Genomic DNA, 12,651 nt, shown 5'->3' on the forward strand with positions numbered 1-12,651 from the left:
AGATCACCCATTAGACTCTTTCCTTGGGCTTCAGTTGCGAAGTCACCACCCTTACTACACATCAGGAGGACGCTTGCTTACCGCATTTGGCCGCGCCTTTCGCACGCCTGATCTGCGACGCAAGTTGTTGTTCACGCTGGGAATTATTGCCATCTTCCGCATGGGTGCCTTCATCCCATCGCCTGGAATTGATTACCGAAATGTCCAACAGTGCGTGAATGCTGCTGACACAAGCCAGGGTATCTACCAGCTTGTGAACCTGTTCAGCGGCGGCGCCTTGCTTCAGGTTTCCATCTTTGCTTTGGGAATCATGCCGTATATCACCGCGAGCATCATTGTTCAGCTGCTGCGCGTCGTGATCCCCCGCTTCCAGGAACTTCACCTCGAAGGGGCTCAGGGCCAGGGCCAGCTCACCCAGTACACGCGTTACCTCACCATTGCTTTGGGCCTGCTCAACGCCACCACGCTGGTGACTCTCGCACGCTCCGGGCAGCTGTTTGCCGGATGTGGTGCTGCAGGCTCGCCTGGGGCCCTGATCCCCAACGACAACCTCATCACCATCCTGTTGCTGATTATCACCTTGACGGCAGGCTCAGGCTTGATCATGTGGATGGGTGAGCTCGTTACGGAAAAGGGTGTCGGCAACGGCATGTCCCTGCTGATCTTCGTTGCCATTGCGGCACAGTTCCCCACCGCCCTTGGCGCCATCCTGAAGACCCAGGGCTGGGGCACGTTCCTGATCGTGATGGTCGTTGGCCTGTTGGTGGTTGGTCTGGTTGTCTTTGTGGAACAGTCACAGCGCCGCATTCCAGTTCAGTATGCCAAGCGCATGGTTGGGCGCCGCACCATGGGCGGCACCAGCACCTACATTCCCATCAAGGTCAACATGGCCGGTGTTATCCCCGTCATCTTCGCCTCGTCGATGCTGTACCTGCCGGCACTGATCTCCCAGTTCGCAACACCGACGGATGGCTCCGACGTCCCCGTTTGGATTGAATGGATCAACAACTACCTCACCCGTGGCGATCACCCGATCTACATGCTGCTGTACTTCCTGTTGACCGTTGGTTTCACCTACTTCTACGTCGCGATCACCTTCAACCCTGAAGAGGTCTCCGACAACATGAAGAAGTACGGCGGGTTCATCCCCGGCATCCGTGCCGGCCGACCCACCCAGGACTACCTGCAGTACGTAATTTCACGTATCACGCTGCCAGGCGCGCTCTACTTGGGCTTTGTGGCATTGATCCCCCTCATTGCACTTGTCCTGGTTGGGGCAAACCAAAACTTCCCGTTCGGTGGTACCTCGATCCTGATTGTGGTGGGCGTGGGCTTGGAGACGGTGAAGCAGATTGATGCGCAGCTCCAGCAGCGCCACTACGAAGGATTATTGCGATGACAAGAATGCTGATCATTGGACCTCCCGGGTCGGGCAAGGGCACACAGGCGGAACGAATCTGTGGGGAACTTGGCATTGTTGCCATCTCCACCGGTGACATCTTCCGAGCCAACGTCAAGGGCGAGACTCCCTTGGGCCTGGAAGCCAAGAAGTACATGGACAACGGCGACTTCGTGCCGGACAGCGTCACCAATCGAATGGTTCGCGATCGTCTTGCGCAAAGCGACGTGGCCGAAGGGTTCCTGCTGGACGGGTACCCGCGCACCTCCCCGCAGGTTGATGAACTGGACGTCATTCTTGCCTCTGCCGAGGTAAGCCTTGACGTTGTTGTTCAGCTCACTGCCGCCGACGAGGAACTCGTCAAACGGTTGTTGGGGCGGGCCTTGGAAACCGGGCGCAGCGATGACACCGAAGACGTCATCCGGCACCGTCTGGACCTGTACCGTGAACAGACTGAAGTTGTGGTGTCCCGCTATGCGGAGCGAGGCATTCTGGCCAAGGTCGACGGTTTGGGTGAAATGGACGACGTGGCTGCACGCATCATGGAAGCCATCAAGCAGGTCAAAACCGCCTAAACAGGCAAAGTATTTTCAAGGGGTGCCGCACAGGTGCCCCGTTGTGAAGGAGGGCTCCTTCCCGCAGTACGGGGGAGGAGCCCTTCCACATTTTCTTAGCGAAAGGATTCTTTCATGGCGTTTGGCCAGCAAAGAATTGAGTACAAGACCATCGACCAAATGCGCATCATGCGCCGCAGCGGGCTCATTCTTGACGCCGCACTGAAGACCACTATCGCGGCGGCTGTTCCGGGCACCACGACGGGGGAGTTGGACGCGATCTTCGCGGCCGAGCTGAAGAAGGCAGGCGCCACCTCCAACTTCCTTGGCTACTACGACTTCCCTGCCTCCATCTGCACCTCCGTGAATGAGGAAGTTGTCCACGGTATACCCGGGCCCCGCGTCCTGAAGGCGGGCGACCTTCTCTCGATCGATGGTGGAGCCATCGTTGAAGGCTGGCATTCGGACTCCGCCCGCAGTGTCATTGTTGGCGGACCCGACGACGAAGATCCTGCTGACCGTCGCCTTTCCGACATCACCGAAGAAAGCATGTGGCGCGGTATCGCAGCCATGGCCGGTGCCAAGTATGTTGGTGACATCGGAGATGCCATCGACGACTACGTCACCTCGCAGCCGGGTCCGGAGCTGGGTATCCTGGAAGACTATGTTGGGCACGGCATCGGCTCGGCCATGCACATGCCCCCGGATGTGCTGAACTTCTCCTCCAAGCACCGCGGCCCCAAGCTCAAGCCGGGCATGTGCCTGGCATTGGAGCCCATGCTGGTTCGCGGGGGGATGGAGACGGTCACCCTGCAGGACGACTGGACAGTTGTCACCGCAGACAAGGCCCGTGCCGCCCACTGGGAGCACTCCGTCGCCGTGCACGCGAAGGGCATTTGGGTACTGACCGCGGACGACGGCGGCGCGGAGCGGCTAGCGCCGTGGGGCGTCACACCCGTCGCGCTGGATTAGTCCCCACGCCCTCCCCAATGGCGTCCGCTGGCGCGTACCCCATTGGGGCCCCTCGGGCGCGTGGGCCCACCCAGCTCCTCCCCAATGGCGTCCGCTGGCGCGTACCCCATTGGGGCCCCTCGGGCGCGTGGGCCCATCCACCGCCCATCCACCTGCCGGATATGCCGGATAGGGTGGACACAAGACCGCGACACCCGGACAAGGCACGCAGGAGTGGGACATGATCGAGGGCGCAGTACGCAACGGATCCATTACGGATGTGCCGGGTATTCGGGTGGGACAGGCCCAACGGGCCTCCGCCGGCTGGCTTACCGGCGTGAGTGTCGTTTTGCCTCCCCCCGGCAGCATCGGTTCCGTGGACGTTCGCGGAGGTGGACCGGGCACCCATGAGACGGATGCGCTGGACCCCACCACCCTGGTCGCCACCGTGGATGCCGTGGTCCTGACAGGCGGCAGCGCCTTCGGCCTCGCAGCAGCGGGCGGCGTCCAGCGCTGGTGCGAGGAGAACGGTCGCGGTTTTGCCGTTCCGGGCGGGGTGGTGCCCATAGTGCCGGCGGCGGCGATCTTTGACCTCGGTCGCGGCGGCGACTTTTCGGCCCGGCCGTCAGCGGATATGGGCTACGAAGCGGCACTTGACGCTGCAGGCTCGGCTGCCGGGGCCGACGTCGTACGCGGAAATGTTGGGGCAGGGACTGGAGCCGCCATCGGGGCAGGCCGATTCAAGGGTGGTCTGGGCAGCGCATCCGTGCGCCTCAGCGGCGAAAACTCGCACATTGTGGTGGGTGCCCTTGCCGTGGTCAATGCCGCCGGCATCCCGTGGCAGCCGGGCGCCCCTGCGACGGTGGCGGGGGAGGGCTTGAACACCACCCTGGCAGTGGTGGCAAGCAATGCCACACTGACCGTGGCAGAAGCCAAGCGCACGGCCACGGCCGCCCATGCCGGAATGGCCAGGGCACTGAACCCTGTCCACACCCTGGCCGACGGCGACACCATCTTCGCCCTCTCCACCTGCGCGGACACGCTGGTGTCCAATCCCAAAGTTGCCCTGGCAGCGCTCATTGAACTTCAAAGTGCGGCCGCCGAAGCAGTGCGCTTGGCCATCCTCGACGGCGTGGCACAAGCCTCCGAAGTGGAGACTCCGGCAGGTACCCTGCGCCCGTTTGCCATGGGTGCGCCGCACGAGTCAATTTAACTTAACGGCAAGATTGCACTAGAGTAGGTTGTTGGTTGTCTGTGCCTGCTATTCTGTGGGGTGCGCAGCAGGCTTGGTGTCATGCCATTCTCGCTGAGTGCGTGCGGACGAACAATAATCAGTAGCAAATCGAACGTCGATCTGAAACCAGTTCCCTTCGGGACTGCCTATGTCGGCGCAACAAAGTTAGCGGAGGATATGGCCAAGAAAGACGGGGTCATTGAGATCGAGGGCGTTGTGACTGAAGCACTGCCCAACGCGATGTTTCGCGTTGAGCTGAGCAACAAGCACATCGTTCTTGCCCATATCTCAGGAAAAATGCGCCAGCACTACATTCGTATCCTTCCTGAGGACCGAGTTGTGGTGGAGCTGAGCCCTTACGACCTCACCCGTGGTCGTATCGTCTACCGCTACAAGTAACCACAACTGCAATCACGCAAAGGAACGCCATGAAGGTCAAGCCGAGCGTCAAGCAGATCTGCGATAAGTGCAAGGTGATTCGCCGTAACGGTCGAGTCATGGTGATCTGCGAGAACCCGCGCCACAAGCAGCGCCAGGGCTAATTTTCTCTTTTCGAGGAAATCCCGGGCAATTGCTCACGTAAGTACATTTAATAAGGCAGCACAAGTTGGACGAAGGCGGAGCAATCCGCAACCGTGTCAACGGACCCCTGGTCGGAGGCCAGGGCCGCATCTTTCAAACATGCGGGTGTACTGTCTACGACCTCCGGTATACACAAGGAGCAGCCAAATATGGCACGTCTCGCTGGCGTAGACCTTCCCCGCGAAAAGCGGCTGGAAGTAGCGCTTACATACATCTACGGCGTGGGCAAGACCAGCGCGAAGAAGGTCCTGGCCGACACGGGGATCTCCCCGGACGTCCGCGTGAAGGACCTTTCTGACGCTGAACTCGTTCAGTTGCGTGACAACATCGAGGGCAACTACAAGGTTGAGGGTGACCTTCGACGCGAAGTAGCCGCTGATATTCGCCGCAAGGTTGAAATCGGCAGCTACCAGGGTATCCGCCACCGTCGCGGCATGCCCGTGCATGGCCAGCGCACGAAGACCAACGCACGCACCCGCAAGGGCCCGAAGCGTACCGTCGCAGGCAAGAAGAAGGCCGGCAAGTAGGTCCCGCCGACCAGCATGGGAAAACTGCTGAAGCCGTTTTTCGCGTGCTGGCAAGCGTGGTTGAAACCATGCCGTCACCTCATTAAACTTTCGTAGGAGAATAAAATGCCCCCAAAGACTCGTGGAGCGGTTCGTAAGCCGCGTCGCAAGGATAAAAAGAATATTGCGTTGGGCCAAGCCCACATCAAGAGCACCTTCAACAACACCATTGTTTCCATCACGGATCCCAACGGTGCTGTCATCTCATGGGCATCCGCCGGTGAAGTTGGCTTCAAGGGCTCGCGCAAGTCAACTCCTTACGCTGCACAGATGGCTGCTGAAGCAGCTGCCAAGCGCGCACAGGAGCATGGCCTTCGCAAGGTTGACGTTTTCGTCAAGGGTCCGGGTTCGGGCCGCGAAACGGCTATCCGTTCACTGCAGGCTGCTGGCCTTGAAGTTGGCTCCATCTCGGATGTCACCCCCAGCGCACATAACGGCTGCCGCCCGCCCAAGCGCCGTCGCGTCTAACGAGACAAAAGAGCTGCGCAGTTGGCCCTCACCCTTGGTGAGGGCCAACTGCGCCGCCCGCAGCTTTCGTCAGCCGTCATTTCCACTACCTGTGTTGCGTCATATAGCGGATGCTCGCTGAAAGGAAAACCCAGTGCTCATTGCACAGCGCCCCACCCTATCTGAAGAAGTAGTTTCCGAGAATCGCTCACGGTTCGTTATCGAACCGCTGGAGCCCGGCTTCGGATACACCTTGGGAAATTCACTGCGTCGGACCCTGTTGTCCTCCATCCCAGGCGCTGCTGTCACCAGCATTCGCCTCGATGGTGTGCTGCATGAGTTCACCACTGTTCCCGGTGTCAAGGAAGATGTCACCGAGATCATCCTGAACATCAAGGGACTGTCCGTGTCCTCGGAGCATGACGAGCCTGTCGTCGCCTACCTGCGCAAGCAGGGTCCCGGCGTCGTCACGGCTGCAGACATTGCCCCACCGGCAGGTGTGGAATTCCACAACCCCGACATGCACATTGCCACACTGAACTCGAAGGGCAAGTTCGAACTCGAGCTGACCATCGAGCGCGGTCGCGGCTACGTTTCAGCAGCCCAGAACAAGTACGCGGATCAGGAGATTGGCCGCATTCCGGTTGACTCGATCTACTCGCCCGTTCTGAAGGTGACTTTCCGCGTGGAAGCCACCCGTGTTGAACAGCGCACTGACTTTGACAAGCTGATTGTTGATGTAGAGACCAAGCAGGCCATCTCTCCGCGGGATGCCATTGCCTCTGCCGGAACCACGCTGGTTGAACTGTTCGGATTGGCCCGCGAGCTCAACACCGCGGCTGAGGGCATTGAGATTGGCCCGTCCCCGACGGATGCTGCTCTTGCCGCAGACATGGCCCTGCCGATCGAGGACCTGGACCTGACGGTTCGTTCCTACAACTGCCTCAAGCGTGAGGGCATCCACTCCGTGGGTGAACTCGTTGCTCGCTCCGAGGCTGACCTGATGGACATCCGCAACTTTGGTGCGAAGTCCATCGACGAGGTCAAGGCAAAGCTGGTTGAGCTCGGTCTGTCGCTGAAGGATTCCCCTCCAGGATTTGATCTGGCCGCCCATGCCGCAGCCCTCGATGAGAACGACGACGCGTACAGCGACGACGAGCTCTAATCCGAACAACAAAATTTTAGCCGGCCGGGAGGACACCTAGACGTGTTCGCCACGGTGCGGCTGACACTATAGGAGAAACACCATGCCTACACCCGCAAAGGGTCCCCGCCTCGGAGGCGGAGCGGCTCACGAGCGCTTGATGCTCGCGAACCTTTCCGCCGCTCTGTTTGAGCACAAGCGGATCACCACCACCTTGACCAAGGCCAAGCGCCTGAGCCCCTACGCAGAGCGACTGGTAACTTTCGCCAAGCGTGGGGACCTCTCATCACGCCGCCGCGTTCTCGGCCTGATCAGCGACAAGGGCATTGTCCACGAGCTGTTCACCGACATCGCCAAGGCTGTGGAGAACCGCGACGGCGGCTACACCCGCATCACCAAGATCGGCAACCGCAAGGGCGACAACGCCCCCATGGCCGTCATCGAGCTCGTTCTGGAACCGGTCAGCGCCAAGCAGGCCGTCGTGAAGGAAGCAACCGCTGCCGCCGCCAAGGCTGCTCCGGTTGAAGAAGCACCGAGCGAAGAAGTTGTCGAGACCGAGGTTGTGGCTGCCGAAGCCCCGGCCGAAGGTGAAGAAGCAGCTGCTGAAGAAACCAAGTAATTCACAAGCTTTCGCTTGAGTATTGGCAAAGAATGACCCGTCGTCCCGTTGGGGATGGCGGGTCATTCTGCATTGGGCCAACTCCGCCTGGTGCAGCGCAGTTCGAGTCTGCGCGGGCGCGCCGGTAGAATTGGTCCATGCAAACCCCCCATCCTTCCCCAGAAGAGCTAGGCCTTGTGCGGGTGCGCCTGGACATCGCGTACGACGGCGGGCCCTTCAGCGGGTGGGCCGTGCAACCGGGTCGCTTGACCGTCCAGGGAGCGCTGGAGGAGTCGCTGGCGATGTTCCTGCGTCGGACGGCAAGACTGACCGTGGCAGGGCGCACTGACGCAGGTGTGCACGCCCGCGGCCAGGTCGCCCATGTTGACCTCACACGGGAGGAGTGGGAAGGACTCAAGGCGGGCCACGCCGTCGACCCTTCACTTGCCCTGCAGCGCAGGATCAACGGTGCGCTGGGTCGGGTGCTCGGGGACTTGACCGGCGTCGTGCAAGTACTGGGGGTGTCTGCGGCGCCACCAGGATTCGACGCCCGGTTCTCGGCACTGTGGCGCCGCTACAGTTATCGGATCGCCGACGGATCCAAGGCACGCGATCCGTTGCAGCGTGCCCAAACATTGTGGTTCAACGAGGATCTCGATGTGGACCGCATGAATGCCGGGGCAGCCGAGCTGCTCGGGTTGGGGGACTTCAGGGCCTTTGCCAAACCTCGGGAGCGAACGACAACCATCCGGACTCTGCAACATTTCGACTTCACCCGGTTGACTGATGGTGTGATTAATATCAATATCCAGGCCGATGCGTTCTGCCACAACATGGTGCGTGCCTTGACAGGCGCCGCGCTGCGTGTGGGCACGGGCATGGAAGGGCCGCATTGGATGCGTGAACGCCAGCTTGCGGGGGTCAGGGACGCCAAGTCCGTGCTGGCAGGAGCCCATCCGCTGGTCTTCGAAGAAGTCAGTTACCCGCACGCGGACGATCTCAGGGAACGAGCCTCCCTAACCCGGGCGCGCAGGGTGCCTGCAGTGGCCGCCGGAGCCCCACTTTGACCCGGGGCGCATATTAACGTTATTGTTGGTAGTCGTTGTGCGTGTCCTATCTCGATACCACGCGCCCGTTGCAGGTCCGGTTGCAGGACTACCACTGAGCGGGCGTTTTCGGGAAGTGTAAGGATGACTGGTGTTGGAGCCCTCACCTCTGTTCCGGTAAACGCATAGATAGCAGGTGTCAACCATCTGTGACACCACCTAGAACAAGAAACGAAGGCAAAAACCGTGCGTACGTATACCCCGAAGCCCGGCGATATCAACCGTCAGTGGCACATCATCGATGCCAATGACGTTGTCTTGGGCCGTCTTGCCAGCCAGACCGCAACACTGCTGCGTGGAAAGCACAAGCCGACCTTCGCTCCCCATATGGACATGGGCGATTTCGTCATCATCATCAACGCCGAGAAGGTTGCCCTGACCGGCGCCAAGCTCGAACAGAAGCGTGCATACCGCCACTCGGGTTTCCCGGGCGGTCTGTCCAGTATGAACTATGCCGAACTGTTGGAGAAAAACCCGGTTCGTGCAGTGGAGAAGGCCGTGGCCGGCATGCTCCCCAAGACCAAGCTTGGCAATTCCCAGATCAGCAAGCTGAAGGTCTACCGCGGCGCAGAGCACCCCCACGGTGCGCAGCAGCCCCAGACTTTCGAAATTACCCAGGTCGCCCAGTAGTCCTGGCCACCACCTAAATCATTAACCAAGGAGAATCGTGGCTCAGAACACTGAAGAGCTGAACACCGAGGCCGTTGTGGCCGAGGAAGAAGTTTTGACCAGCTACACCAGCGAAAGCACCGCTGCATCTGATGCAGCACCCAAGAAGGAACGTCCGGCACTGACCGTGGCCGGCGCAGCAGTTGGCCGTCGCAAGCAGGCAATCGCCCGCGTCCGCGTGGTTCCCGGCACCGGCAAGTGGGTTGTCAACGGCCGCGAGTTGTCCGACTACTTCCCGAACAAGCTGCACCAGCAGGAAGTCAACGACCCGTTCACGGTCCTCGACCTTGAGGGCGCCTACGACGTATTGGCTCGCATCCACGGTGGCGGGCCTTCGGGCCAGGCCGGCGCATTGCGTCTCGGCGTTGCTCGTTCCTTGAACGAGATCGACGAGGAGAACAACCGCGCGATCCTGAAGAAGGCAGGCTTCCTGACTCGTGACGCTCGCGTCATCGAGCGCAAGAAGGCCGGTCTCAAGAAGGCTCGCAAGGCTTCGCAGTACTCCAAGCGCTAAATTCAGCGCTCCCACAAAAATCCCCGGTCGCTGTGCGACCGGGGATTTTTTGGGTCCCGGCGCTGAAATTAGCGCTTGGCTCCACAAGCGCTAAATCTTTTGTGGACGGCACGGGTGCTGGAATTGGCGCTTGGCTCCACAAGCGCTAAATTCCTTTCACCCGCTTCAGGGTGCTGCGGACGCTCGAGACCCATCCTCAGCCGCATGCCGGCGCCTCGCCCGCGAGACCGATGCAGGGCGCCAGCGGCCTCGCGGGCGAGACGCGGCCATGTCTGGCTGGGGCGGTTCGCGGGTCTCGCGGCGGGCTGGCGAATGGGATGTGCGGCACGGTATGGGCTGATGTCGCCAATTTTCTCGGTTCCATGATTTAGACTGAAGCTGATGTCAAGATTATTTGGAACAGACGGTGTCCGCGGTTTGGCCAATGGCCTGCTGACGGCTGAATTGGCTCTCTCGCTCGCCCAAGCCGCTGCGGTGGTACTTGGTCACGAACAGATGAGCGAGGGAAAGCGGCCACGGGCCGTCATTGCCCGCGACCCCCGCGCCAGCGGAGAGTTCATCGCTGCTGCCGTGGAGGCAGGCTTGGCCAGTGCAGGTGTCGACGTGTACGACGCCGGGGTGCTGCCCACTCCGGCTGCGGCTTTCCTGATCGCGGACTTGGGCGCGGACTTTGGCGTGATGATCTCCGCCTCCCACAATCCTGCTCCTGACAATGGCATCAAGTTCTTTGCTCGGGGCGGAACTAAGCTTCCCGATGAGGTGGAGGATGCCATTGAGGCACAGCTGGAACACAGTGCATTCCGTCCTGTCGGCGTGGACGTGGGCCGCATCCAGCGCTTCGCCGACGCCGAGGACCGTTATGTTGTCCACCTGTTGGGCACCCTGCCGCACCGACTTGACGGGCTAAAGATTGTCCTCGACTGTGCACATGGGGCGGCCAGCGGCTGTTCGCCCCAAGTCTTTACCAACGCAGGTGCCCAGATCACCGTCATCGGCGCGGACCCGGATGGATTGAACATCAATGACGGAGTGGGCTCCACCCACCTTGAATTGTTGCAGGAAACGGTGCTTGCCACGGGCTCGGACCTGGGCATTGCCCACGACGGCGACGCCGACCGCTGCCTGGCCGTGGACCATGAGGGGACTGTCATTGACGGTGACCAGATCATGGCCGTTCTCGCCCTGGCGCAGAAGGCCGCCGGCGAGCTGAAGGACGATGTCCTGGTGGCCACAGTCATGAGCAACCTCGGCTTGAAGATTGCCCTGCGCAGCGCCGGGATCACCATCCGCGAAACAGGTGTGGGGGACCGCTACGTGCTTGAAGAGATGCGCCGCGGGAACTACACCCTGGGCGGGGAGCAGTCAGGGCACGTGATTTTCTCCAAGTACGCCACAACAGGCGACGGTTTGCTCACGGGCCTGCAGCTCGCAGCCCAGGTGGCCAAGACAGGCAAGACGCTCAAGGAACTGGCAGGAGTTATGACCAAGCTGCCCCAGGTCATGGTCAACGTGCAGAACGTGGACAAGAACCGGGCCTCCTCCGTGCCGGCCATCAACGCAGCCGTCGCCAAGGCAGAGGCTGAGCTGGGTGACACCGGCCGGGTGCTGTTGCGTCCTTCGGGGACAGAAGCGCTTGTCCGTGTCATGGTGGAAGCGGCGGATGTTGAAACGGCCGAACGCATTTGCGGCGATCTTGTGGCAGTGGTCAGAACAGAGTTGGCGCTCTAAGGAATTCTTAAACTTGAAAGGCGGCAACCCTGTGGGTTGCCGCCTTTCTTCGTAGGGTGGGCTAGTGCTGGCCACCTTGGGGTGCGGAGGTCAGCGCATCGCGGATTTCGGTGAGCAATTCGATCTGCGGGTCAACAGCAGGCTCGGCCTCCTTGATGCCAAGCTTTGCATTGCGCCGCGCTATCACGTGGTTCATGGGTACCACCACGATGAAGTAAATAGCGGCGGCAATAATGATGAAGTTAACAAGCGCGGTGATAAAAACGCCGAACTTGATGTCAACACCATTGATGGTCAGGAGCGCAAAGCTGTCGAAGTTGGGGGCATTAGTCAAGGCCGCGATGAGCGGCATGATGATGTTTGCCACCAGGGAGTTTATGACTGCCCCGAAAGCTGCACCAATGACAACGGCTACGGCAAGGTCAACGACGTTGCCCTTCATTATGAAATCCTTGAATCCCTTTAGCATGTCCTCAAAGTACCCCATTAAGGGCCGTATCACACTAACTCATTAATATATTGTTATCTCGCAGGACATCGGTGACAGTTCTCCCTCAACACATCGGTGACACAATGGCGGTTCTTGGTGGTGACACTTCTCGCCGGCGTTACTGGGGTTTGGCCGTCCGGTGCTGGTGGCAAAGAATGATGGGTGAATAACAATGAGCCTGTCGATCCCCGTGTCCGCCTCGCTATCGCCCAGTGGCCCGATGATGCCCCACGCGGTGCCGTTACCACGTTCTGCGCTGAGCATGAGATCAGCCGCAAGACGTTCTATAAGATCAAGGCCAGGGCCCGTGGTGAAGGCCAGGCTGCAGCCCTGGAGCCACGCTCTCGCCGGCCGAAGACCTCGCCCACCCAAGTCTCTGAGGACCGCAAAGACGAAGCGGTAAAAGTGCGCGCCGCGCTAGAGTCCTCCGGGCTGGACCACGGCCCGATCAGCGTCCGCGACAAAATGGTGGCCTTGGGAATGGATGCCCCGTCCGAGGCGTCCCTGGCACGGATCTTCCGGGAGCGGGGCGTGGTAAGCAAGAACCGAAGAAGAAGCCCCGCGCCGCGCACCGCAGGTTTGTCTACCCTGCCCCGAATGCCTGCTGGCAATTGGACGCCACAGAGTACGTGCTCACCGGCGGACGCAAGTGCGTGATCTTCCAGCTCC

At 60.6% G+C, this 12,651-nt stretch carries 15 protein-coding genes and 1 pseudogene; 15 read left to right on the plus strand and 1 reads right to left on the minus strand.

Annotated elements, in window-relative coordinates:
• Positions 1-73 precede the first annotated feature (73 nt).
• The 14 genes from secY to glmM all read left to right on the plus strand — a co-directional run bounded on the left by secY (position 74) and on the right by glmM (position 11,492).
• Positions 74-1,399, plus strand: coding sequence for a preprotein translocase subunit SecY (gene secY, locus QMG25_RS06735; protein WP_283458489.1), 1,326 nt, complete (start codon positions 74-76; stop codon positions 1,397-1,399).
• A 5-nt stretch (positions 1,400-1,404) separates the two neighbouring features.
• Positions 1,405-1,974: an adenylate kinase gene (locus tag QMG25_RS06740; protein ID WP_283458563.1), complete on the plus strand. Its 570-nt coding sequence runs from the start codon at positions 1,405-1,407 to the stop codon at positions 1,972-1,974.
• A 114-nt stretch (positions 1,975-2,088) separates the two neighbouring features.
• Entirely contained in the window at positions 2,089-2,925 is an 837-nt protein-coding gene (map, locus tag QMG25_RS06745; protein ID WP_283458491.1) for a type I methionyl aminopeptidase, read from the plus strand.
• Positions 2,926-3,145: 220 nt separating this feature from the next.
• Positions 3,146-4,117, plus strand: a complete 972-nt coding sequence (locus tag QMG25_RS06750) for a P1 family peptidase (RefSeq protein ID WP_283458493.1) — start codon at positions 3,146-3,148, stop codon at positions 4,115-4,117.
• Between the two features lie 198 nt (positions 4,118-4,315).
• Positions 4,316-4,537 (plus strand): translation initiation factor IF-1, encoded by a 222-nt coding sequence (gene infA, locus QMG25_RS06755; protein WP_207343633.1) that lies wholly within the window; start codon positions 4,316-4,318, stop codon positions 4,535-4,537.
• Between the two features lie 29 nt (positions 4,538-4,566).
• The gene (gene rpmJ, locus QMG25_RS06760; RefSeq protein ID WP_011775570.1) at positions 4,567-4,680 is read left to right on the plus strand and encodes a 50S ribosomal protein L36; all 114 of its coding nucleotides are present in this window, start codon (positions 4,567-4,569) and stop codon (positions 4,678-4,680) included.
• A gap of 189 nt (positions 4,681-4,869) precedes the next feature.
• Positions 4,870-5,247 carry a 30S ribosomal protein S13 gene (rpsM, locus tag QMG25_RS06765; protein WP_283458522.1) on the plus strand — a complete coding sequence of 126 codons (378 nt, stop codon included), beginning with the start codon at positions 4,870-4,872 and terminating at the stop codon, positions 5,245-5,247.
• Between the two features lie 105 nt (positions 5,248-5,352).
• Complete coding sequence (rpsK, locus tag QMG25_RS06770; RefSeq protein WP_038464649.1) at positions 5,353-5,754, plus strand: 30S ribosomal protein S11; 402 nt, start codon at positions 5,353-5,355, stop codon at positions 5,752-5,754.
• Between the two features lie 133 nt (positions 5,755-5,887).
• Positions 5,888-6,898, plus strand: coding sequence for a DNA-directed RNA polymerase subunit alpha (locus tag QMG25_RS06775; RefSeq protein ID WP_283458524.1), 1,011 nt, complete (start codon positions 5,888-5,890; stop codon positions 6,896-6,898).
• Between the two features lie 82 nt (positions 6,899-6,980).
• A complete protein-coding gene (gene rplQ, locus QMG25_RS06780; RefSeq protein ID WP_283458526.1) occupies positions 6,981-7,496 on the plus strand; it encodes a 50S ribosomal protein L17 in 516 nt (171 codons plus the stop codon).
• Between the two features lie 137 nt (positions 7,497-7,633).
• A complete protein-coding gene (locus tag QMG25_RS06785) occupies positions 7,634-8,542 on the plus strand; it encodes a tRNA pseudouridine synthase A (RefSeq protein ID WP_283458528.1) in 909 nt (302 codons plus the stop codon).
• A gap of 225 nt (positions 8,543-8,767) precedes the next feature.
• Positions 8,768-9,211, plus strand: a complete 444-nt coding sequence (gene rplM / locus QMG25_RS06790) for a 50S ribosomal protein L13 (protein ID WP_283458529.1) — start codon at positions 8,768-8,770, stop codon at positions 9,209-9,211.
• A gap of 37 nt (positions 9,212-9,248) precedes the next feature.
• Entirely contained in the window at positions 9,249-9,764 is a 516-nt protein-coding gene (gene rpsI, locus QMG25_RS06795; protein ID WP_283458530.1) for a 30S ribosomal protein S9, read from the plus strand.
• A 381-nt stretch (positions 9,765-10,145) separates the two neighbouring features.
• Positions 10,146-11,492, plus strand: coding sequence for a phosphoglucosamine mutase (glmM, locus tag QMG25_RS06800; RefSeq protein ID WP_283458532.1), 1,347 nt, complete (start codon positions 10,146-10,148; stop codon positions 11,490-11,492).
• Positions 11,493-11,553: 61 nt separating this feature from the next.
• Here glmM and mscL read toward each other — a convergent pair whose 3' ends face one another.
• On the minus strand, positions 11,554-11,961 hold the full coding sequence (gene mscL, locus QMG25_RS06805; RefSeq protein WP_283458534.1) for a large conductance mechanosensitive channel protein MscL: 408 nt from the start codon (positions 11,959-11,961) through the stop codon (positions 11,554-11,556).
• A gap of 183 nt (positions 11,962-12,144) precedes the next feature.
• Between mscL and QMG25_RS06810 the strand changes: the two are divergent.
• Positions 12,145-12,651: pseudogene (locus tag QMG25_RS06810) on the plus strand (helix-turn-helix domain-containing protein); the annotation flags it as partial.

Origin of the sequence: Arthrobacter sp. H35-D1, assembly GCF_030063185.1 — a bacterium.
Classification (GTDB): domain Bacteria; phylum Actinomycetota; class Actinomycetes; order Actinomycetales; family Micrococcaceae; genus Specibacter.

Bases quoted from the DNA above. Each gene is read 5' to 3' on its own strand.
- rplQ (WP_283458526.1), top strand. From the start codon at position 6,981: ATGCCTACACCCGCAAAGGGTCCCCGCCTCGGAGGCGGAGCGGCTCAC.
- infA (WP_207343633.1), top strand. From the start codon at position 4,316: ATGGCCAAGAAAGACGGGGTCATTGAGATCGAGGGCGTTGTGACTGAA.
- QMG25_RS06740 (WP_283458563.1), top strand. From the start codon at position 1,405: ATGCTGATCATTGGACCTCCCGGGTCGGGCAAGGGCACACAGGCGGAA.
- rpsK (WP_038464649.1), top strand. From the start codon at position 5,353: ATGCCCCCAAAGACTCGTGGAGCGGTTCGTAAGCCGCGTCGCAAGGAT.
- QMG25_RS06750 (WP_283458493.1), top strand. From the start codon at position 3,146: ATGATCGAGGGCGCAGTACGCAACGGATCCATTACGGATGTGCCGGGT.
- QMG25_RS06785 (WP_283458528.1), top strand. From the start codon at position 7,634: ATGCAAACCCCCCATCCTTCCCCAGAAGAGCTAGGCCTTGTGCGGGTG.
- rpmJ (WP_011775570.1), top strand. From the start codon at position 4,567: ATGAAGGTCAAGCCGAGCGTCAAGCAGATCTGCGATAAGTGCAAGGTG.
- map (WP_283458491.1), top strand. From the start codon at position 2,089: ATGGCGTTTGGCCAGCAAAGAATTGAGTACAAGACCATCGACCAAATG.
- rpsM (WP_283458522.1), top strand. From the start codon at position 4,870: ATGGCACGTCTCGCTGGCGTAGACCTTCCCCGCGAAAAGCGGCTGGAA.
- glmM (WP_283458532.1), top strand. From the start codon at position 10,146: ATGTCAAGATTATTTGGAACAGACGGTGTCCGCGGTTTGGCCAATGGC.
- mscL (WP_283458534.1), bottom strand. From the start codon at position 11,961: ATGCTAAAGGGATTCAAGGATTTCATAATGAAGGGCAACGTCGTTGAC.